The sequence below is a fragment of the Paraglaciecola psychrophila 170 genome (genome assembly GCF_000347635.1).
GTDB classification, from domain to species: domain Bacteria; phylum Pseudomonadota; class Gammaproteobacteria; order Enterobacterales; family Alteromonadaceae; genus Paraglaciecola; species Paraglaciecola psychrophila.
Genome location: NC_020514.1, coordinates 2,308,725 through 2,330,449 on the forward strand (window position 1 = coordinate 2,308,725; position 21,725 = coordinate 2,330,449).

The 21,725-nt window shown below is 39.6% G+C and carries 17 protein-coding genes and 4 pseudogenes; 12 read left to right on the forward strand and 9 right to left on the reverse strand.

The window, feature by feature from the left end:
• Positions 1-109 precede the first annotated feature (109 nt).
• The 3 genes from pheS to ihfA are packed head-to-tail and all read left to right on the forward strand — an operon-like array spanning position 110 to position 3,790.
• Complete coding sequence (gene pheS / locus C427_RS10080) at positions 110-1,090, forward strand: phenylalanine--tRNA ligase subunit alpha (protein ID WP_007636424.1); 981 nt, start codon at positions 110-112, stop codon at positions 1,088-1,090.
• 14 nt (positions 1,091-1,104) lie between these two features.
• A complete protein-coding gene (pheT, locus tag C427_RS10085; RefSeq protein WP_007636423.1) occupies positions 1,105-3,489 on the forward strand; it encodes a phenylalanine--tRNA ligase subunit beta in 2,385 nt (794 codons plus the stop codon).
• A 4-nt stretch (positions 3,490-3,493) separates the two neighbouring features.
• Positions 3,494-3,790 (forward strand): integration host factor subunit alpha, encoded by a 297-nt coding sequence (gene ihfA, locus C427_RS10090; protein ID WP_007636422.1) that lies wholly within the window; start codon positions 3,494-3,496, stop codon positions 3,788-3,790.
• 64 nt (positions 3,791-3,854) lie between these two features.
• On the opposite strand, the gene C427_RS10095 is transcribed toward ihfA, so the two are convergent.
• From C427_RS10095 to C427_RS10110, 4 genes are all read right to left on the reverse strand, one after another.
• On the reverse strand, positions 3,855-5,045 hold the full coding sequence (locus C427_RS10095; protein ID WP_007636421.1) for an amino acid aminotransferase: 1,191 nt from the start codon (positions 5,043-5,045) through the stop codon (positions 3,855-3,857).
• A gap of 69 nt (positions 5,046-5,114) precedes the next feature.
• Positions 5,115-5,876 (reverse strand): NRDE family protein, encoded by a 762-nt coding sequence (locus C427_RS10100; RefSeq protein WP_007636419.1) that lies wholly within the window; start codon positions 5,874-5,876, stop codon positions 5,115-5,117.
• A 32-nt stretch (positions 5,877-5,908) separates the two neighbouring features.
• Positions 5,909-6,865, reverse strand: coding sequence for an FHA domain-containing protein (locus tag C427_RS10105; RefSeq protein ID WP_007636417.1), 957 nt, complete (start codon positions 6,863-6,865; stop codon positions 5,909-5,911).
• A complete protein-coding gene (locus C427_RS10110; RefSeq protein WP_007636415.1) occupies positions 6,856-8,112 on the reverse strand; it encodes a S1 family peptidase in 1,257 nt (418 codons plus the stop codon). The genes C427_RS10105 and C427_RS10110 overlap by 10 nt, the downstream gene beginning before the upstream one ends.
• Before the next feature lie 164 nt (positions 8,113-8,276).
• Between C427_RS10110 and C427_RS10115 the strand changes: the two genes are divergently transcribed.
• A complete protein-coding gene (locus tag C427_RS10115; RefSeq protein WP_007636413.1) occupies positions 8,277-8,915 on the forward strand; it encodes a 1-acyl-sn-glycerol-3-phosphate acyltransferase in 639 nt (212 codons plus the stop codon).
• Positions 8,905-10,143, forward strand: a complete 1,239-nt coding sequence (locus tag C427_RS10120) for a cystathionine gamma-synthase family protein (protein ID WP_007636411.1) — start codon at positions 8,905-8,907, stop codon at positions 10,141-10,143. The genes C427_RS10115 and C427_RS10120 overlap by 11 nt, the downstream gene beginning before the upstream one ends.
• 216 nt (positions 10,144-10,359) lie before the next feature.
• Here C427_RS10120 and C427_RS26370 read toward each other — a convergent pair.
• Both C427_RS26370 and C427_RS10125 read right to left on the reverse strand, forming a co-directional pair.
• A pseudogene (locus C427_RS26370) lies at positions 10,360-10,740 on the reverse strand (OsmC family protein).
• A gap of 25 nt (positions 10,741-10,765) precedes the next feature.
• A complete protein-coding gene (locus C427_RS10125; protein ID WP_007636407.1) occupies positions 10,766-11,614 on the reverse strand; it encodes a CvfB family protein in 849 nt (282 codons plus the stop codon).
• A gap of 150 nt (positions 11,615-11,764) precedes the next feature.
• On the opposite strand from C427_RS10125, the gene C427_RS10130 reads away from it, so the two are divergent.
• Together C427_RS10130 and alr are read left to right on the forward strand one after the other, a co-directional pair.
• Positions 11,765-12,634 (forward strand): aminotransferase class IV, encoded by an 870-nt coding sequence (locus tag C427_RS10130; protein WP_007636405.1) that lies wholly within the window; start codon positions 11,765-11,767, stop codon positions 12,632-12,634.
• Positions 12,635-12,673: 39 nt separating this feature from the next.
• Positions 12,674-13,771: an alanine racemase gene (alr, locus tag C427_RS10135; RefSeq protein ID WP_007636403.1), complete on the forward strand. Its 1,098-nt coding sequence runs from the start codon at positions 12,674-12,676 to the stop codon at positions 13,769-13,771.
• A gap of 30 nt (positions 13,772-13,801) precedes the next feature.
• On the opposite strand, the gene cmoB is transcribed toward alr, so the two are convergent.
• Positions 13,802-14,773, reverse strand: a complete 972-nt coding sequence (gene cmoB, locus C427_RS10140) for a tRNA 5-methoxyuridine(34)/uridine 5-oxyacetic acid(34) synthase CmoB (RefSeq protein WP_007636402.1) — start codon at positions 14,771-14,773, stop codon at positions 13,802-13,804.
• A 329-nt stretch (positions 14,774-15,102) separates the two neighbouring features.
• Positions 15,103-15,834: a carboxy-S-adenosyl-L-methionine synthase CmoA gene (gene cmoA / locus C427_RS10145; protein ID WP_007636400.1), complete on the reverse strand. Its 732-nt coding sequence runs from the start codon at positions 15,832-15,834 to the stop codon at positions 15,103-15,105.
• Positions 15,835-16,120: 286 nt separating this feature from the next.
• On the opposite strand from cmoA, the gene C427_RS10150 reads away from it, so the two are divergent.
• The 4 genes and pseudogenes from C427_RS10150 (at position 16,121) to C427_RS25515 (ending at position 19,814) form a co-directional block, all read left to right on the forward strand.
• Positions 16,121-16,753, forward strand: a complete 633-nt coding sequence (locus C427_RS10150) for a response regulator transcription factor (protein WP_007636398.1) — start codon at positions 16,121-16,123, stop codon at positions 16,751-16,753.
• Between the two features lie 9 nt (positions 16,754-16,762).
• Entirely contained in the window at positions 16,763-17,758 is a 996-nt protein-coding gene (add, locus tag C427_RS10155; RefSeq protein ID WP_034898882.1) for an adenosine deaminase, read from the forward strand.
• 165 nt (positions 17,759-17,923) lie between these two features.
• Positions 17,924-18,775, forward strand: a pseudogene (locus tag C427_RS24860) (integrase core domain-containing protein).
• A 778-nt stretch (positions 18,776-19,553) separates the two neighbouring features.
• Positions 19,554-19,814, forward strand: a complete 261-nt coding sequence (locus tag C427_RS25515; RefSeq protein ID WP_226991092.1) for a winged helix-turn-helix domain-containing protein — start codon at positions 19,554-19,556, stop codon at positions 19,812-19,814.
• 478 nt (positions 19,815-20,292) lie between these two features.
• On the opposite strand, the pseudogene C427_RS10175 reads toward C427_RS25515, so the two are convergent.
• Positions 20,293-21,179: pseudogene (locus C427_RS10175) on the reverse strand (IS982 family transposase).
• Positions 21,180-21,272: 93 nt separating this feature from the next.
• Between C427_RS10175 and C427_RS24865 the strand changes: the two are divergent.
• Positions 21,273-21,711: pseudogene (locus C427_RS24865) on the forward strand (transposase); the annotation flags it as partial.
• Between the last annotated feature and the right edge of the window lie 14 nt (positions 21,712-21,725).

The window sequence follows — 21,725 nt, forward strand, 5'->3', positions numbered from 1 at the left end:
CCTCAAAGTATCGCTTTCGTGTAGAATTATCGGCTATTTTGAAATCGCCTAAAACTTAAAGCAAGTTGTTGAATAAAGGCCATATTTTTAATCCAAATTTGGGGACACTATGGATCTTGATGCCATAATTAGTGAAGCAGAAGAGCAAATCAATACTGCACAGGATGTCAATTTTCTTGATGCAGTGCGCGTTGATTTTATGGGCAAAAAAGGACGCATGACCGAGTTACTTAAAGGGTTAGGTAAACTGTCAAATGAAGAACGCCCAGCTGCGGGTCAAAAAATCAATCAGGCCAAACAGAAAATTCAACAACTGATCCATGCTAGGGGGACGTTGTTACAAACTCAAGAGCTTAATCAGAGGTTGGCCGGTGAGACCATAGATGTCTCCTTACCAGGTCGTGGCCAGAGTCGCGGTGGTCTACATCCAGTCACTCGCACTATCAACCGAATTGAGAGTTTCTTTAGTGAGTTGGGTTTTAGCGTTAAAACCGGACCAGAAGTAGAAGACGGGTTTCATAATTTTGATGCTCTAAATATTCCTGCAAATCATCCCGCTCGCGCTGATCACGATACCTTTTATTTTAATCCTGATGTGATGTTGCGTACTCAAACATCAGGTGTGCAAATTCGCACCATGGAAGTGGAAGAGCCACCTCTTAGGATCATCTCGCCCGGGCGAGTGTATCGAAATGATTATGATCAAACTCATACCCCAATGTTTCATCAGGTTGAAGGTTTGATGGTCGATAAAAATGTAAGTTTTGCTGAATTAAAAGGTATTTTGCACGATTTTTTAAACAACTTTTTTGAACAAGACTTGCAAGTACGTTTTCGTCCCTCTTATTTCCCTTTCACAGAACCTTCGGCAGAAGTCGACGTGATGGGTAAAAATGGAAAATGGTTAGAGGTTTTGGGCTGCGGCATGGTGCATCCTAATGTGCTTAAAGCGGTCAATATTGATCCGGAAATTTACACTGGTTTTGCTTTTGGTATGGGCGTAGAACGCTTAACTATGTTGCGCTACGAAGTGAATGATTTACGTGCCTTCTTTGAAAACGATCTTCGTTTCCTTAAGCAATTTAATTAGGTCGGGTCAAGAATATGAAATTTAGTGAAAAGTGGTTAAGAGAATGGGTCAACCCATCTGTATCAACAGATGCGTTATCAGACCAATTGAGTATGGCAGGTCTAGAGGTTGATAGTGTTGAAGCTGTCGCCGGGGAGTTTTCTGGTGTGGTGGTGGGTGAAGTGGTGGAGTGTGGCCAGCATCCTGATGCAGATAAATTACAAGTAACAAAAATCAATGTAGGTGATGACGAACTGTTAGATATAGTCTGCGGCGCACCTAATTGTCGGCAAGGCATTAAAGTAGCAGTAGCGAAAGTGGGAGCGGTATTACCCGGTAACTTTAAAATCAAGAAGGCTAAACTACGTGGACAACCATCGATTGGTATGTTGTGTAGCTTTTCTGAACTAGGTATATCTGACGACCATGATGGCATTTTAGAATTACCTTTAGACGCGCCAATTGGCGAAGATATTAGAGATTATTTAAAACTTGATGATGTCACTATTGAAGTGGATTTAACACCAAACCGCGCTGATTGTTTAGGTATTAAAGGCCTAGCTCGTGAAGTGGGTGTGCTTAATAAAACGTCAGTCAACGAACCGCAGGTACCCATAGTTGCTGCAAGCATAACTGATAGACGTAACATTCAGTTGCTTGCTCCTGAAGCTTGTCCTCGTTATTTAGGACGTGTTATCAGGAATATTAATCTAGATGCAGTGACACCTTTATGGATGGTCGAAAAACTTAGGCGTTCAGGAGTCAGAAGTATTGACCCTGTGGTAGATATTACTAATTTTGTGTTGTTAGAGCTTGGGCACCCGATGCATGCGTTTGACAACAACAAGCTAGAAGGTGATGTCATTGTTCGTTTTGCCAAGCAAGACGAAAAGCTCACCTTGTTAGATGGCAATGAAGTGACACTTCAGGACAATACCCTAGTGATTGCTGATACTAACAAAGCTTTGGCTATGGCCGGTATATTTGGTGGCCTAGATTCTGGTATGACCCGCGAAAGTACAGATATCTTTCTTGAAAGTGCCTTTTTTGCTCCCGATGCTATTATGGGTAAAGCACGCCAATATGGCTTACATACTGATGCATCCCATCGCTATGAGCGAGGTGTCGATCCTCAGTTACAACAGATTGCTATGCAGCGAGCCACCCAATTATTGCTGGATATAGTAGGCGGTGAAGCGGGCCCAGTGATTGAGGCAGTAGATACAGCCTTTGTGCCTAATAATCGTTTGGTATCGTTAAGGCACAGTCGCTTAACAAAAGTGTTGGGTATTGAAATTGTTGCCGATACAGTCACAGACATCTTTAAACGTTTAGGCTTCAGTGTTTCTTTTGAGGAGCAAGTGTGGCAAGTCAGTGTTCCGCCTTATCGATTTGATATCAGTATCGAAGAAGATTTAATCGAAGAAGTTGCAAGGGTATATGGATACAACCAGATACCGGATATTGCACCTGTTGCAAGTTTGAAAATGTCGCAACATCAAGAACAAAAAATACAGTTAAGTCATCTTAAAAGTATCTTGGTCGAGAGTGATTACCAAGAAGCCATTACTTATTCATTTGTTGACCCAAAAATTCAATCACTGTTATTCCCTCATTTGGAAGGTCTGCAGCTACCTCATCCCATTTCTTCTGAAATGTCGACTATGCGTGTTAGTTTGTGGACAGGATTATTACAATCTGTTTCGTACAATCAAAAACGTCAACAAGGGCGGGTTAGATTATTTGAGTCTGGCCTGCGTTTTATTCCTGATGGCACTGAAAAGACGGGGGTAAAACAAGAACTTGTTATTAGTGGTGTTGTATGTGGTTTAGTCGCGGATGAAAATTGGGATAGCGTCAGCCGTTCAATTGATTTTTTTGATGCGAAGGCAGACGTCGAAAATCTACTAAATTGCGCTGGTGTTGTGGGGTATCGCTTTGAAAGTGCGAGTCATATTGCACTTCATCCCGGTCAATCTGCTGATGTTTTTGTTGGCGATACATTGATAGGAACGATTGGAGCCGTGCACCCACAGTTTGAAAAGCCACTAGGGTTAAATGGAAGATGTTTCGTGTTTGAGTTGGAAATAAATGCTCTAGGGCTAAAAAAACTACCTCAAGCGCAAGAAATTTCAAAATTCCCTGCAAATCGACGTGACATTGCAATCGTAGTAGACGATGATAAAGTAGTAGGAGATATATTGAGTTGCATAGAAAAATTTGGCGCAAATCAATTAGTTGGCCTAAACTTGTTCGACGTGTATCGTGGGAAGGGAATTGCACCAGGAAAGAAAAGCCTAGCGATTTCACTTATTTTACAAGATAAAACTAAAACACTAGAAGAAAGTGATATTCAGGCAACAGTTGATGGTATTTTAGCCACGTTGTCGCAAAAGTTTAAAGCATCATTGAGGGACTGATTGTATGGCGTTAACCAAAGCCGAAATGGCTGAACACTTATTTGAAAAACTTGGGATCAACAAGCGTGATGCTAAAGATCTAGTCGAAACTTTTTTTGAAGAAGTGCGTGAAGCCCTAGAATCAGGTGAACAAGTCAAACTATCTGGTTTTGGTAATTTTGATTTAAGAGAAAAAAATGAACGTCCTGGTAGAAATCCAAAAACCGGAGAAGACATTCCAATTAAGGCGCGACGCGTGGTTACATTTAGACCCGGTCAAAAACTTAAAAGTAGAGTCGAGAGTTCAAAGCCAATAGATTAATAGCAGTTATAAAATAAAAAAACCCGGTTATCACCGGGTTTTTTATGTAAAACACAAAATATTATTAGATAACTGATACCAGTGCTTTAGCTAATGCATCAACGTTGGATTTGCTAATTCCTGCGATATTGACACGGCTAGAGCCAACAAAATATACGCTATGTTGGTCGCGCACAGCTTGCACTTGCTCTGGGGTGATACATAAAAATGAAAACATACCTTTTTGCTTTTTGACAAATTCAAAATCTTTACTGGAACCGTACTGACTCATTTTTGATACCAGCAGTGAACGTAGGTCTTGCATGCGACAACGCATAGCTTCAACTTCTGCAGTCCATTCATGACGCAATGTTTCATCATTTAAAATAATATCTACTAGTGCGCCACCGTATGATGGAGGCATAGAGTAAATACCCCTAGCAATGTATTGAATTTGACTTTGTATGGCTTGGCGGGTTGCACTGTTTTCTGTGACCATCACAGCAATGCCCACTCTTTCTCGGTACAAGCCAAAGTTTTTAGAGCAAGAGGCTGCAATAATCACTTCTGGTAAGTTGTTAACTAATAAGCGCATACCGTAGGCATCTTCTTCTAAACCATCACCAAACCCCTGATAAGCAGTATCTACAAAAGGAACAAAACCAGTCTTTTGTGCTAGTTCTAGTACCACTTGCCATTGGTCTTTGGTTAAATCAGCACCGGTGGGGTTGTGACAACAGCCGTGTAATAACACCACATCGCCTTTTTTGACCTGACCAAGACAATCGACCATCGCATCAAAATTTATACTGGCATTGGTTTTATCAAAGTATGGATAAGTTTTTATGGCTAGACCAGCATTGCCAATTAACGGTATGTGGTTAGCCCAAGTCGGATCGCTGACCCAGACAGTGATGTTTTCGTTACAGCGTTTAATCAATTCAGACAAAATTCTTAACGCGCCACATCCACCAGGAGCTTGCACTGCTGCAATTCGATCCGCTAATAAGGCTGGGCTGTCTTTGCCTAACATCAGCTGCAGCATGCCATTAATGTAACCTTGAACACCTTGCGGAGTAATATAGCTTTTAGAGTCTTCTTTACCTAAAAGAATGGTTTGTGCTTTGGCCACAGAATCGAGAATAGGTGTGTGACCATTTTCGTCTTTATAAACGCCAACACCTAAATCTATTTTATTAGGGTTAGTGTCAGCTTTAAATGCAGCAGACAATCCTAAAATCGGGTCGGCAGGAAGCTGGGGCAATACTTCAAACATGATGTTCCTTAATGGTAAGTTGGTTGGGTAGTGAGCGCACATTATGCCATTGGTAGTAAAAAATTCGAGTTAAATTATGCTGAAATTGAAGCTTTGTGTAGATAAGCACTTTGCTTGGTTATTGTAAGTACGTTCGTACCACTGAACATTTTGCTGTTTATCCACTTTTAATACAGTGGATGAGCGAGTGCCGTATTCATCACCAAGTATAAAAATAGACGATAAACGCCGCTCCCAGTCAATAGGTATACCCGTTTTTGGTAGGTCTTCGTCAGCGGCTAAACTCTTATCTAACAATAGTTTAAACAAGATATCCGGGTCGATATCGTGGTCATCCTGGCAATACTCTTGTAATTTAGCCACGCCTTTATTAATTTTTGGCCAAGGACTATTTAAGCTTGCATTAGATAATCCATAATAACCGTCTGTAAGCTGTTGTAGCTGATCCAAATGATTATTATAAACGGCTAAATTATTCCATTTTCCAAACAGCAAGTTATATCCGTTGTAGTTATCTTTGTGAGCACTTAACGTTTTATGGTAGTCAGATATAGGCTGTTGCAAATAATGACTGACTAACTCACCTCGTGTTATCGCATCTGCAGATATTTTTTGTGGATCGCGAATATTGGTCAAGGATGCAATATATCCTTTTTCATTCACTCCCATCCATGTACCACCTGCTTGCAAATCTTTGCCAGCAATAATGCTATTGTCAGAGTGCCAAATGTGTGACTCGGATGTACCTCGATTAAAGAACTCGTCACGATTTGCCGCAATGATTAACGGGTAATCTTTATGCTGATTGACAGCTACAAACAAAATACACATAAAACCCTCTGCACCGCACCTAAGCTAAGCGTTTATTTCGTTTTTAGTTTATCAACTTGGGTAAACAAGTTGTTGGCCTGCTCAATAAATTTATCTGTTTGTGACGCAGACGTTATATTATAGGTGGGCGGTAATAGTATTGGGTTATAGCTCGGCCTAGAACTAAACTCATCTGTATTTAAAAAACTCAAAGCATAAATAGGACCCAGTATGATGAAGGTCATCGAACATGCAATAATATTGCGCCTATGGTTACTTTGATGAAATGCAGTAAACAGACTTAACCAGATGAAGCTTCCAATAACGAGGGCAAATATGATTAGTTCTAACCATGTAAACCAGCGTCCAGGATGAATATTAAATATAGCTATTTTTTGCAATAAAATTAGCCCATTAACAAGCAGTACGATTAGCCAGAGTAGATTGAATTGGCTAATAATATGACTCTCCTTTTGGACAACTCTAGCCAATACGGCAAAGCTTAAAGGCCATAAACAAAAAACCGCTAATTGCCCTAGTTCAGAAGAAAGTCCTTTAATCAAACTAAACTCTTGCACACTACCCAAGTATTTTGAAAGTAATAAAAAGCTTAAGCAAACCAAGGATAAACAAATAGCTAAGAAGCTGTGGTTTAACCAACTAAGGTTTTCTTCTAATTCGCTTAAGGGTATGGCTTCGGCTAAAGGTACTTTAGTATCAATTATCCTTAAGCGTGTGCGACCAATTTTTATTACATCGTGTGAGTTAAGTGTGGCTTGCCTGACGAACTTATTGTTCACCTTTATGCCATTAGTTGACTGACAATCATTGACCATTAACTTGCCAGACTCAGGATCAATGGCTACCAACATATGACTGGGGCAGACATATGGGTCGTCTAAGCGTAAGTCATTATTAAAATCTCGGCCTACGCACACATAGTCTTGTTCAAATTTATAATGTTTGAGTGGAATGTTTTTTCGAGAAAGTAGTTCTAACACTATTGCCATGATATTGAGTCCATAAATTTCTGAGTGAATACCAAAGCTGACTCTTTGCTAACGCCAGACAGTGTGTAATGGCTAATCAAACCTTGTTGAGTATGATCAAGTGTGGCAGCAACAAAAAGCACATCATAGAGTTGGTCAAACTCTTTGTAAGCTCTTAAACAGAGTACTGTTTTATTAGTTACACCATTGATATTGGTGACTTTATCTTGCTGGCAACGAAAATTAGTGACATCAGTTTTGGTTGCATTATTGCCGGCACCAGCACCTGTGATGCTTTGTGAGTAAAAATTATAGAAACGATGTTCGCCCAAGGACTTACCATTTAACCATTCAAACTCAACTTCAAACCCGCCAGTGCGTAACCCGTGGTGCAAATATATTTGTTCATCTAACTGACAACGGTTTTCTACCGATAAATATAAGGCTTCTGTATCGCTAGTATTCGATCCTCCCCAGCATGATATAAAGTCAGTTATCTTTGATGGAACCAGTGCTTTTCCTAATTCACTGGTTTCCCATGAATGGTTATTTAATAACGAAAAAAGTCTATTCTGATTAGCTAATAATTGTTGTTGTATACGAGGTTTAAACTGTTCACTTTTTAAGACCTGTGCATTTTGGTTTTTTAATAGCTCTTGAATTTTTTCTAGTGGGATCAGGAAACCAATTTGATTGCCTGCTGTTGCCACATTAACACCCATTACTTCGCCAAACTTATTGACCACAGGACCTCCACTCATTCCTGGGTTAATCGAACCGGTGAAATGGATACGTTGGTAAAAGCTACTTTTTTTCAATCCATTAAATGTACCAGGAACCACTATCATGCCTAAATCATGGGGGTTACCTAAAGAATATATATCACTACCTTGTAATGGTAGTGACTGAGCAATAGGGAAAGCACTTTCTTGTGCGGATAGCTCAACTTTTCTTACTAGAGCTAAATCATTGACTACATCTACATCAACTAGTTGCAGTTGTCCCTGAGAACCATCATGAGCCAAATATTCAATCCTGAATTTATCAGGGTTATATACATATTCAGATACTACATGGTAATTCGTGACCACATTACCTGATTTATCTATTTGAAAACCTGATCCGATAGATGATTTATTACCAGACTCAAGCTCTATTATTTTGATTTGATATAGAGCGGTACGATGCTGCCCAAATAAGTTTTGGGCTGTTTGTTGACTATGTGCAAGCGAACAAAACATAGAAAAAACAAATAGTAAAATTTTCAATATTTTTGATCCAGTGACAATTAAGATTAGTAGGGCTAACTGGCGGGGCTACATTAGCGGGTTTAGTAATATTATGCAGATAGTTAACATTTTGTTTACACTCGACAAAATAGCTTACATAAGCGAACATCCCCTTAGTTTAAATTGCACAAGCCAAGAATGAAATGATTGAAAGCGTAAATACTCCTATTCTTTGTAAACAAGTTCCCAGAATAGGTAATAAATTTAGTCAATGGCTTGGCACGAGAGTTTTAAAGTGGATGGGATGGTCTTACCGCGGCACTTTCCCTTGCTGCGCAAAGATGATCCTTGCGATTGCGCCGCATACTTCTAACTGGGACTTTTTGCTGGGAATCGCTGTGGCATTTAATTTGCGTTTAAAAATCTCTTTTTTTGGTAAACACAGTATTTTCATACCACCTTTTGACCGTATTTTGCGTCGCTTGGGAGGCATTCCTATTGAGCGAAGTAGCAAACATGGTGTGGTTGATGGCATGGCCGATAAAATGCGAGAAGCCAAAAGTATGCTGTTGTGTCTTGCTCCAGAAGGGACTCGAAGTAGGGTGTCGCCTTGGAAAACCGGTTTTCTACATATTGCCAACAAAGCCAACGTACCAGTATTGTTGGTAGCTTTTGATTATAAGAAAAAACTTATCGAGTTTGGTCCATTACATAATATAAGCGACAATACGCACTTCGAACTGAATAGGATTTATCTGCACTTTAAACAAGTTCAAGGTAAGTATCCTGAAAAGATGGTCATTAAAGTTGTCCCCCCTGTGGAGAGAGAGATTGAAAAATAAAGGTTTTACTACCAGATTGGTGCATGCAGATAGGTTATTGAATTCACCTGAGAGTGGTGCCGTACATCAGGCCACTAACAACTCAGTACTATTTGAATATAAAGATGCACAAGGCTTAGTGGATGTTTTTCAAGGTAAAAAGACAGGGCATGTATATTCTCGCTCATCTTCAGGCTCAAATACTGCGCTGCAAAACATACTGACTCATTTAGAGGGGGGTATAGGTGCGATTACGTTCTCAACTGGGATGGCGGCCATCACTGCCACCATGTTGAGCTTATTTAAAGCGGGCGATCATTTAATTGTTAGTCATTTTTTGTTTGGTAATACCCGTAGTTTTGCAGAAACTATGCAATCTTTAGGCATTGAGCTAAGTTTTGTTGATGTGACTGATGTACAGAATGTGAAACAGGCTTTTAAACATAATACTAAAGCGGTTTACTTAGAAACCATTGCTAATCCCGTTACCCAAGTGGCTGACTTGCGCGCTATCGGTCAATTTTGTGAGTCTAAAAAAGTACTTTTTTTAGTCGACAACACCATGACACCGGCTAATATTTTCAGTGCTAATTCAGTTTTGGCCTCATTGACCCTTAGTTCTTTAACAAAATACATTGCTGGGCATGGCAACGTATTAGGCGGTGTAGTCGTAGACACCGGGTTGTTCGATTGGAGTAGTTTTGAAAATATTCTGCCTATATACAGAGGCCCAGATAAAACCCAATGGGGGCTTACTCAAATTCGTAAAAGAGGCCTTAGGGACATGGGGGCGACGTTGTCACCTGAGTCAGCCCATGCTATTTCCATTGGCTTAGAAACCCTCGTCTTGCGAACGGATAAAGTATGTGAAAATGCTTTGCGTTTAGCCTCTTACCTGCATAATCATGATAAAGTTTCAGCTGTTTATTACCCCGGCTTAGCGGATCATCCTCAGCACTTCTTAGCAAGAGAATATTTTGACGGTTACGGAGGGGTATTGAGTTTAGATTTAGTTGAAGATATCGACCCTATCGAATTTTTAAATGCATTAAAATTAGTGATCTGCGCCACACATTTAGGTGATACCCGTACCTTAGCTTTGCCAGTTGCCTCTACCATCTATTTCGAAAGTAGTGCCAAAGAAAGACAACAGATGGGTGTAAATGACAACATGATCAGAATGTCGATTGGCATAGAGGATATTGACGATATAGTCGCTGATTTTGAACAGGCCTTTGCGCAGTTTTAGACTCACCCCTAGCTCACGTCTTACGGCTAAAAAGCTAGAGGTCAAGATAAGAAAATTATAAACTATAGAGGAAAAAAGGCACTAGGTACCGAACACAGAAGTTAAAAAACGTATCTTTTTTTCCTCTGCTTAGCATAAGCGCTCCTTTGCTTCTGTGGTAAGTCGGCCTTATCTTTTCTTCGTCAGCTAATATTGAGCGGCAATTGATTGCGTAGTTTAGATTAGTTCAAAACTTGTGGTGATTGCTACATTTCCAGTCAGCATCAACATGACTGAACAATATTTTTCAACTGATAACTGAACAGCTCTGGCCACATTTTTTCAGTTAAATCTTTGCCTTTCACAATGTAATGAGCATGAATTGCAGTAAAAACCCGTGGTGCCTCTTCTGCTCTTTTTGCATCAAGTTGACATACACAATCATCCACTTGCTTTCTTAAGGATATCTACCAAGTCAGTAGATGAACAGGCACCGACAGATAACAAAACTGACTAATAGGGTCATCGTTTCACTATTACCGTCCAACTCTAAAGTTTTTCTGTATCTGTTTTGCAGGTAAATTGTAAATTTTCTTGCTAACTAACCGTTGCTTTCATAGTTTCCGTTCTTTCTCTTATTCCTTTACTTTTTAACGAGTGTTATTTTAGTCTTGTCTAATAAAATACGTTTTTGCCTAAACAAAGACCCAATCGCTTTTTTATACACATTTTTGCTTACTTTAAAACGCCGCGATATTTCGTCAGCTGAACTCTTATCGGTTAAAGTAGATAGACCATCATGTGCAATTAAGTCTTCTATTATTTGTTCTTCTAAGGTGTTGCGGGCAGTTGGGTCATGAAACTGAAAACACAAATCAATTTTGCCATCTTCGCGAATACGCTTAATAAAGCCTTTCATTGAATGACCAATTTTAATTGGCTGAAAAACTTCATCTCTGAATATCAAACCAAGGTGTGAACCATCGATAATAGCCTTGTAACCCATATCTGTTTGCCCACATATCAGTAACTCAACTTCTTGCTTCTCTTCAAAAGTGCCGCCTTCATCACACGACTCTTCATACAAAAAATCTTTGAGTTTGGTAGATGCTGCAAGCCGGCCAGTTTCTTCATCACAAAATACATAAACTACATAAGAGACCCCTTCAGACATAGGGTAATCTTGTTCACTAAATGGTACCAATAAGTCTTTTTCTAATCCCCAATCTAAAAACACACCTACTTTGGTGATACTGACAACTTTTAAATACGCACAATGATCAACAAACACCTTGGGACGTCTGATGGTGGCGATAAGACGATCATCACTATCATGATAAATAAACGCATTCACCATATCCCCTAATTTACAGCCCAAGGGCGCATTTTTAGTAGGTAGTAAAATTTGACCTTTATCGCCTGCGTCTAGGTAGAAACCAAAGGGCACTTCATTGACGACTTCTAGGTTATTGAATTTTCCAACTTGCGACATGTTTTGCTGAGTATCTGTAACGAAATTATATGCATATTGTAACTGACCAATAGATTAAGAAATATAAAAACAATGGTTTTTTTGCTAAATGGATCGATTTATTCATGGCATAATTAGCGTATTAGGTAATAGTTTTTAATATGGTGTTTTATGGCAGATTATAACAATATTGTATTTTTACATGGGCAGTTTATGCCTATGTCTGAAGCCAAAATATCGCCTATGGATCGCGGTTTTTTGTTTGGTGATGGCATATATGAAGTGGTGCCATCCTACGATGCTAAGTTAGTGGGTTTTGGCTTACATATCGAGCGTATGCAAAACGGCCTTGATGCTATTGGTATAAAATTAAATATGGGAGTGGATGATTGGCGTAATATTGCTCAAAATTTAATTGAAAAAAATGGTAAAGGCAATTTAGGTTTATACCTTCATGTTAGCCGAGGTGCGGATGTGAAACGTTTTCATGCTTTCCCTGAGAATATTCAACCTACTGTGTTTGCTTATGCCTTCACGATCCCCGCGCCACCTATCGCCGATAAGTTAAAGGTCAAACAATATAGCGTCACCAGTACTGAAGATTTACGTTGGAAACGTTGCCAGATAAAATCGACTTCATTATTAGGCAATGTGATGCACTTTCAACAAGGTCGTGAAGCCGGCGTTGATGAAACCATTTTATATAACCAGCGTGACGAGTTAACAGAAGCCAGCGCCTGCAATGTGTTTGTTGTCAAGAATGATGTGATAATGACACCACCTTTAGATAACCAATTACTGCCCGGTATTACCCGTAATATGGTACTAGATATATTACGTAAAGATGGCACATTACACATACAAGAAAGACCGATAAGCATGACCGAAGTCCACGCTGCGGATGAGCTTTGGTTAACCAGCTCAAGCAAAGAAATTGCACCTGTGGTTGAGCTAGATGGACAACCAGTAGGCAATGGCAGAGTGGGCGATATTTGGCAACTTGCGCAGACATTATATTCCGCGAATAAACATAATTATTAAAAAGTTTTACTAACAATACTTGGAATATAAATAACCCGTATGTCTCGACCTTCCAAAATTATTATTGATTTAGCCGCTATACAGGCCAATTGTCGCTTAGCCCAATCTATTGCGCCCCATTCTAAAACCGTTGCCGTGATAAAAGCGGACGCCTATGGACATGGCGCTGTTGAGGTGGCCAAATCATTAGAGCCACAAGTTGAAATGTTTACTGTGTCTTGTCTTGAAGAAGCTTTAGTTCTGCGTGAAAACGGCATAAGTAAACCCATCTTATTGCTTGAGGGCTGTTTTGATATAAGTGAATTAAAGATTGCGGCTGACAATCAATGCGAACTTGTTGTGCATAGCCGTTTACAACTAGAACAACTAATTGATACCCCTCTTAAAACAGCTATAAATATTTGGTTGAAAATTGACACGGGAATGCACAGGTTAGGAATTTCACCTCAAGAGGTTGGAGCTGTATATGCCAAGCTGGCGGCCTCAAAGAACGTAAAAAATATAGTTTTAATGACACATTTTGCCCATTCTGATCATATAGGTGGGGAACACACTGCTATGCAAATAAGTCGATTTGAAGACTGTATTCAGCCCATTGTTGCTAATGCTAATCAAAAAGTAGAACTAAGTATGGCTAACTCTGCAGCGTTGTTAGCTTGGTATCAGACCAGAATGGATTGGAATCGACCAGGGATCATGTTGTACGGTTTGAGTCCTTTTGCGGGGCCTATTGAAGCTGCCTCTAAGCTTATCCCTGCCATGAACTTTGAGTCACAAGTGATAGCTTTGCGAGATGTGTCAACTGGTGAATCTGTGGGTTATGGTTGCACATGGGAGGCAAAACGGCCTTCTGTTATTGCCACGATTGCTGTTGGTTATGGTGATGGTTACCCCCGAACAGCCAAGTCGGGCACACCCGTTTTAATAAACAAACAGCGTGCGCCGCTGGCGGGTAGGGTGTCTATGGATTTGATCACAGTGGATGTTACCGACCTCGCCAATGTTCAAATTGGCGATAACGTTTTGTTATGGGGTAAGGAGTTATCAGCTAATGAAGTGGCAAGTTGGGCGGGTACTATTGGTTATGAATTGGTGACACGCATGCCTAGACGGGTTACTAGGCACTTTGTTAGCTAAAATTGTACTGGTGAATTTAATTTAAACGAATTAACATTCAGCGACTAAAACGGCTCTAAGCGGGGCAGGGTAACCCTCAATGGTTTTACTGTGATCGTTCGGGTCAAGAAAGTCTACTAATGATTGACTATCCATCCACTCTGTTGTCCTTTGTTCTTGTAGAGCGGTGGATGCCACATCCACCACGCGAATATTTTTAAAACCGACTCTTCGCAGCCATAGGGTTAAAGCGGCAGTACTGGGCAAATACCACACATTACGCATTTGTGCATAACGCTCACCGGGCATGAATACTGTTTGCTCATCGCCTTCTACTACTAAGGTTTCAAGTACTAGTTCTCCGCCTTTACGCAATTGATTTTTTAACTGGTATAAAAAGTCTATGGGGCTGCGTCTGTGATATAACACGCCCATTGAAAACACTGTGTCAAACGCTTTGAGTTCAGGTAATTGTTCCACACCTATCGGTAATAAGTGAATCCGTGGATCAGGATTAAAGTGTTTAATCGCTTGGAATTGCATTAAAAAAAGTTGCGATGGATCCGCACCCACTACCATTTTTGCGTGTTCACCTAACATGCGCCACATATGATAACCACTGCCACAGCCTACATCTAGAACATAACGATCTTTAAGAGAATGTATGTGAGGTTGCACTCGGTTCCATTTCCAGTCGGAACGCCACTCAGTATCGACATGAATACCATGCAGATGAAAAGGCCCTTTGCGCCAAGGCGTAAATTGCTTAAGCAATCCTATTATCTGTTTTTGCGTGTATTCACTGATATCACTTGAAACACCAAATTTGACCGTGTCTTTAAGTTCAATTGATGATGGTTCAGTGGTAGGTAACTTGTGAAGCAACTTTACCCATTTTGTAAAATCACCATGTAACTGTTCTTTTTGCCAAGTCGCAATTTGAGCCGGTAACACTTCCAACCAATGACTTAAAGGTGAGTCAGCAATGTGTTTGTAAAAATCATTGAACCAATTAACAGCCAAGTGGCCTCCTAATGAATAACCGCAGCTTAGAGCTGCGAGATTTTAGCTTAAAGCAAAATATAAAAAGCCAATAAAGGATTTCATTTATAACAAATGATGCCACTTTTTATTGACAGTAAACTGATATGAAAATATTTTAAGTCACGCATTGCGACCTACTAAAAAGATAAGAGCAAAAGAATGTAAACCACTGGTAAAAAAGGTCACGGAGCATAAAAGTGTATAAAACTTTGCTCTATGAAGCGTTAGCGCCCGTTTTCTTCTGTGGTAAATCAATTTTATCTTTTATCTTTTATCTCGAATCGCGATGCAACTGAAACCGAATATTTTTAGCCCTTAATTACCACCATGGACGCAAAATTAAAACAGGTAAACCAGCGTACAATATCTGTAAAACCCACTAGTGTTAATCTGTCTTTGTGTTGCTCAAAGGTCTCGGTGCGCATGACGTCTTCTAATGCTGTGCGTTTTTGGCTTATTTCTAATTCGCTATAACCGTTTCTGCGTTTAAATTCGTGGTGCAGGTCAATGACCAAATCATTACCTTGTTCAGTATCATGACTTATCTTTTCAGATAACAATAAAACACCACCAGGATTTAATCCGGCATATATTTTATGCATAATATCGATGCGTTGCTCTGGCGGGATGAATTGCAAGGTAAAATTCATAACTACACAAGATGCATTTTTAATATCAATGTTTTGGATATCATCACAAATTACACTTATTGGTGTGGCCGCTTTAAAAGCCTGTACATGTAACTCACAACGCTGAGCCATGGCAGGAGAGTTATCAATCGCTAGAATTTGGCAGTTATCGCTTTGTATATATTTGCTAGCAGCTAAACTCGCAGCCCCTAATGAACACCCTAAGTCGTATATATTACTGTCAGGTTGCGCGTAGCGAGCGCAAATTTGACCTATGGTATCAACTATCGTGCTGTATCCAGGCACAGAACGTTGGATCATATCAGGAAATACTTCTGCCACCGATTGATCAAATCGAAATTCACTAACTTGTTGCGGCTGAGAATAAATGGTGTCTTTAACGTCTTGCATGATGGCGTGATGACCTAAATAAAAATAACGCGTAATTCTACCTGTGCAATCTAATTCAAGCAATTTCCATTCATAGCCACTTACGAGCTACTGTTTGAGTTTGAAGTAGCTTAATAAACATACGATTTTTTAGAAAAAACCAATTGAACTTGTGAATTAGGTCATAAATGTAAATTATGCCTTCATAATCAGAGACTAAAGTATTAGTCTCTGATTAAAGACCAGTTAAGACCAAGGTATTAGTCCTTACTGGAAGAGTAATAATAATTTAAACGGGCTGAGTTCAGTGGCGAAGTTTTTAATAGCAGATGATCATCCTCTTTACAGAGAAGCATTGAAATCGGCACTGCGGCCATTATTTGAGAACGTCGAGATCATTCAATCTGATGGTTTAGTTTCGACATTAGAGGCGCTACAGCAAAATTCAGATTTTGATCTAGTACTATTAGATTTAAATATGCCGGGTTGTGATAACTTTTATGGTTTAATCAGAGTCTCTCAAGATTTTCCTCATGTTCCTGTGGCTGTCGTCTCAGCAAGTGATTCAGTTGAAGTGGTATCTAAAGTCATGAGCCTAGGTGCTAAGGGATTTATCCCAAAAGCGGCTCCCACTCAGACTATAGCAGATGCATTGAAACAAATAATGGACGGCAATAATTGGTTACCAGAGGGCATGGAAACTTCTATTGAAGATGATGCTCCAGTGATTAATATTGCTAAGCTTGTAGGTGAATTGACACCCAAACAATTCCAAGTATTAAAATTATTGCAAAATGGTCTACTTAACAAACAAATCGCCTTTGATTTGAATATTACCGAGGCTACTGTCAAAGCACATATCAGTGCTGTTTTCAGAAAACTCAATGTTAATACCCGCACTCAAGCTGTGTTGCTCTTGAAAAATTTGGATACCCCTTAGTAATTAGCTGTGATAACTACTAGCTTGCCTCTAACTGATTTGCATCGACACCTCGATGGTAATATTCGGCCGTCAACCATTTGGCAGCTTGCTCAAGAATTTTCTATCCCACTGCAGCAGCAAAACTTAGAAGAGCTTATTCAAGCGACGCAAGTCCAATTTAAAACGACCGACCTTTTGGCTTTTTTGCAGCAAATGGAACTGGGTGTCTCAGTGTTAGCCTCAGAGCAAGCTTGTTATAGAGTGGCATATGAAAATGTCGAAGATGCTAAGCGGGCAGGTCTCACTTATGTAGAATTACGCTTTTCGCCAGTTTTTATGGCACAGGCCCATAATCTTCCCATTGAGCAAGTGGTTGATGCTGTTGTCGCTGGCTGCAAAGCAGGCAGTAAAAAATTTGGTGTACCCGTTAATCTCATTGGCATATTAAGTCGCAGTTACGGTGAAGCAACTTGTTATCAAGAGCTTTGGGCATTGCTCAGAGCCAAAGACGATATAGTGGCGCTAGATTTGGCAGGTGATGAAAAAGGCTTTCCTGCTATCAGGTTTAAACAACATTTTAAATTAGCCAGAGATGCCGGCTGGAACATTACTGTGCACGCTGGTGAAGCCGACGGACCACACAGTATTTGGCAAGCAATTGATGAGTTAGGCGCAACGCGGATTGGCCATAGTGTGGCGGCACGAAAAGATCCTCATTTAATGGATTTTATGGCGAAAAATGACATCAGCATAGAGTGCTGTTTGACTTCCAACTTTCAAACCGGTGCTTTTACTGATATTGCCCATCACCCGATTAAAACCTTCATCGAAAGGGGCATTGTGGTGACGTTGAATACCGACGATCCCGGTGTGTCGGGCATTGAGATTGCTGATGAGTACAGGTTAGCTAGGGAGGTTGTGGGGTTGTCTGCTAAGCAGCTTGCTCAGATACAGTTGAATGGGGTTGAGGTGGCGTTTGCGGGGGATAGTGTTAAGTGGGAGTTGTTGAGTCAATCTCGTTAAGCTTTTCTTTTTATATTTTATACTGCGTTAAAGTATGCGCTGACGTGTTGTGGTTGAATTAGCCGGACACTTCAATAAAGGATTATAATCCTGTTAATTGAGGTGAATATGACTAAACGAACAAACAAGCATTATCCAGCAGAATTTAAGTAAGAAGCGGTTGCTCTGGTAATTGAGCAAGATTACTCAATCGTGCAAGCAGCTGCATCTTTGGGCGTGACAGACAAACTACTTTACAACTGGGCAGCCAAACATAAGAAACAAGCACAAGGTGATGTGTTGTCTGGTGATGAACGGGCAGAGTTAATTCAGCTCAGGAAGGATAATAAACGTCTACACATGAAGCGTAAAATCCTAAAAAAGGCAAGTGCCTTCTTCGCGAAAGAAATGAAGTAAGATATTCTTTTATAAGTGAGCTTGATGCTAAATATCCTGTGTCAGTTGCTTGTAAAGTGATGGAAGTGAGTTCGTCAGCATACTACGTATGGCTAAAAAGACCGGGTGAACTCATAGTCGCTCAAACACTTAGACTGTATCGACGAGCAAAAATATTATTCAAGGCGAGTCGAAACAGTTGAGGCAGCGCAGAGCTTGCTAAAGCACTACGCAAAGAAGGCTTTGAGATAACACGTTATCGCGCCATTAAGCTAATGGAGCGGCTTAAATTAGTTGTGACTCGGAGAATAGTTTATAAAGTGACAACCAAGCGAAAACACAGTGATAGAGGCTCTCAGTATACGAGTACAGGCTTTAGAAACTTGCTGTCGCGATTAGGTTGTCGAGCCCAGCATGGGTGACGTTGGAGCTTGCTGGGATAATGATGTTGTGGAGCGTTTCTTTGGAAGTATAAAGCATGATTGGTTGTTTAAAGTACCGCAGCCAACTTGATGACATATGCGAGAAGATGTGACTAGGTACATGAAATATTACAATGTTGAGCGACTGCATTCAGCCAATTTGGATCAATCGTCAATTGAATTTAAAAACTCCTTTAGAAAAGTGTCCGGTTGGAGTTGACCAGAACAATCACCGAAGTATCAACTTTAAGGACGTGCAGCTTTATTAGGCTTTATGACAAATTAAAGATTATGTGCTTCCTCTTTTGGCGTTCTTTTGGTTATTTATATAAGATTAACACGACTTTAAAATTAAAATCTGTTGATTTAATATCGATTTTAAAAAACAGTAAGCACTAGGCGTTGAGCGTGTAGTTTAAAGAGAATGAAAGTCAAATATATGCTGAGTATTAAGCGAAGAACATGGACTAGCTCATGTATGGTCTAATGAACCTAATTTAAGCCCATCCGCTTAAATTGTGCGAGCGGATGGGGATATCAAATTAGAGGGGAAATACTGCTCGGTCAAAAAGGACACAAAATATAACTCCGCCATTCTATAAATTTGTCATTTATAGAAATGTTAACGGTTTAAAGGATTACCTCTCTTATATTTTTTATATTTTTTATATTTTTTATATTTATTGAGCAGAATATAAATAGAAGTATAATGCGTGTCAAAATTAATGTCATAACGGTTTTTATGAATGTGCACAAGCATACCTAAATGTGTGTGTTGTGTCAAGAAGGTGTAATGAGAACATATAAAAGCACAGCAGTTCGAGGTCAAAATCTTGATTTCTAGTATACGGGTAGAATCCCATAAAAGTGTTCAAGGACAGCAAGTAAGCAAATATCAAATTCCTAGCTTGGGTTTATGTAATGCACAATGTGTTACATGCCCAAAACAATTTCATGCAATTTATTTTGACACGAATGTTTTTATTAAGAGGTATGTCTTGTCAGTAGCTGGAACTACATACCGAATATCAGATCCCATGTTCAGGATCCTTTGTGCTTTTCATAAGCATGAGGGTAGAGTCGTCAGTAGGAATTTTTTGTTGGCATATGGATGGGGAATAAGCAATAAAGTTAATAATAATGTAACTGTAGCCATATCTGAGTTGAGAAGTTTACTGAAAAATATAACAGATCTGGAAATAATCACAATTCATGGTAAGGGATATCAGTTGGTCAATAAAAAAGGACTTTTTAAGTGATTCATATTCCATCAATATCTGTCACTCATAAAGATTATCAGTTTACTGTGTAACCGAGAGTTGAGTTAATAACTGACCGCACATCAAAAAAACTGCATTTATGAAATGTTGTGCGTTATTAATAAAGGCAAATCAAACAGATTTGCCCCACAAGTTTTTTAGTGAGTTAAATCAACAAGATTTTTATACGATTTATCGTCATGTACTGAGCTTTTTAACAAGACAAACTACGTCAGCAATTTCACTTAGCACAAGTTTTGATTTCTTAAGGTACATTACGTTAAATGCTTATATCAGAATTTGTAGATGTTAAGTTCATTTTAGAACTAATAGAAACCAGTCCTTTACATTCAACAATTCAAATTGAAGATCGATTAAGTGATAACATAAAATATCCTAAAGTAAGTATTTGGTTAGATGACCTTGGAACTGAGCGGGCAAATATTGATTTAATAAATCTAATTAACCTGAGATCTGCTTAAGCGATAATCATAGAGTTCAGCTCTACTTCAGTTAAATTCAGGCTTGGCTTATTTTCTTTTAAGCCATAATGGGCCCATTCCGCGGGATGAATTCAGCATAAAGCCATTCATACTCCGATACCTTGAGTGTTCGATGTAAGAAATATTCTTAATTTGGTCGTTTATTGTTCAAGTTATATAGCGCCTTGAAAGCATGGCCCTATCCCACAACGATATAGCTTTTGCATTCATATTTTTGCGAACGGTTGTGATGAGACTTACACCTTTGTCTAATAAATCTGCTTCCAAAGCTTTACTCAAATAGCCTTTGTCTCCATACAATTTATCAGTTAAACATTCTGCTAATTCACGCACGGGTTGAGTGTCATGCACATTGCCGGTTGTGACTTTTGCAGCAACAATTTCACCGTGATGATTGACGACTAAGTGGAGCTTGAAACCATAAAACCAACCCATAGTACCTTTACCTCGTTGAGCGATACCGTTGAAGGTTTTATGTCTAGGTATTCGAATATTATGGCACACATTGATGCTCGTAGAGTCAATGAATTCGAGTCCTGAGGGCTTTCCTTTAAGTGATGTAAAGTAGGCACACATGGGCACAATAACTCTAGGCATGACCGCTATAAATTGTGTGTAACTCAATAAATTTGGAAACGCATTCTTGTACACAAGAGATACATACTCAAGAGAGTAGTTTTTGAAATCACGGTAATGTGACATATGAAAACTGACGACAATCGTCATGATTTCATATGTGGTCATTTGCCACTTCTCTTTGACGTTTTCGCGTTGCGTCTTCGAGCAGTTGTTTACGCCATTGAGGAATAAATACTTTGCAAAAATCATCGACATCACAAAACAACTCAACTAATTTACTCATGCCTGTTCACTTTTTAGATTCATCTCTTTTAGTCGAAAGATCGGATCTTGGAACAGGCATTTAGTTCAATTTCTTAAACAGGATTCAGATTAATTAGCAATTGTCATGGATTTGTACTCACTCCGTATTGTTGGTTGGCATATATCAAAACGCATGACGCGTGATTTGGTCGAGCAATTGCTGGTAAAGGCTCATAACTTACGTAAACCGGCAAAAGGTGTGGTATTTCACAGTGATAGAGTCTCTCAGTACACGAGTACAGGCTTTAGAAACTTGCTGTCGCGATTAGGTTGTCGAGCCCAGCGTGGGTGACGTTGGAGCTTGCTGGGATAATGCTGTTGTGGAGCGTTTCTTTGGAAGTATAAAGCATTATTGGTTGTTTAAAGTACCGCAGCCAACTTGATGACATATGCGAGAAGATGTGACTAGGTACATGAAATATTACAATGTTGAGCGACTGCATTCAGCCAATTTGGATCAATCGCCAATTGAATTTGAAAACTCCTTTAGAAAAGTGTCCGGTTGGGGTTGACCAGAACAGGTGAG

Coding starts and splice junctions, on each gene's coding strand:
- cmoA (WP_007636400.1), bottom strand. CDS start 15,834: ATGCAAGACGTTAAAGACACCATTTATTCTCAGCCGCAACAAGTTAGT.
- C427_RS10105 (WP_007636417.1), bottom strand. CDS start 6,865: ATGGCAATAGTGTTAGAACTACTTTCTCGAAAAAACATTCCACTCAAA.
- C427_RS10095 (WP_007636421.1), bottom strand. CDS start 5,045: ATGTTTGAAGTATTGCCCCAGCTTCCTGCCGACCCGATTTTAGGATTG.
- pheS (WP_007636424.1), top strand. CDS start 110: ATGGATCTTGATGCCATAATTAGTGAAGCAGAAGAGCAAATCAATACT.
- C427_RS10100 (WP_007636419.1), bottom strand. CDS start 5,876: ATGTGTATTTTGTTTGTAGCTGTCAATCAGCATAAAGATTACCCGTTA.
- C427_RS10125 (WP_007636407.1), bottom strand. CDS start 11,614: ATGTCGCAAGTTGGAAAATTCAATAACCTAGAAGTCGTCAATGAAGTG.
- alr (WP_007636403.1), top strand. CDS start 12,674: ATGTCTCGACCTTCCAAAATTATTATTGATTTAGCCGCTATACAGGCC.
- C427_RS10115 (WP_007636413.1), top strand. CDS start 8,277: ATGATTGAAAGCGTAAATACTCCTATTCTTTGTAAACAAGTTCCCAGA.
- ihfA (WP_007636422.1), top strand. CDS start 3,494: ATGGCGTTAACCAAAGCCGAAATGGCTGAACACTTATTTGAAAAACTT.
- C427_RS10130 (WP_007636405.1), top strand. CDS start 11,765: ATGGCAGATTATAACAATATTGTATTTTTACATGGGCAGTTTATGCCT.
- pheT (WP_007636423.1), top strand. CDS start 1,105: ATGAAATTTAGTGAAAAGTGGTTAAGAGAATGGGTCAACCCATCTGTA.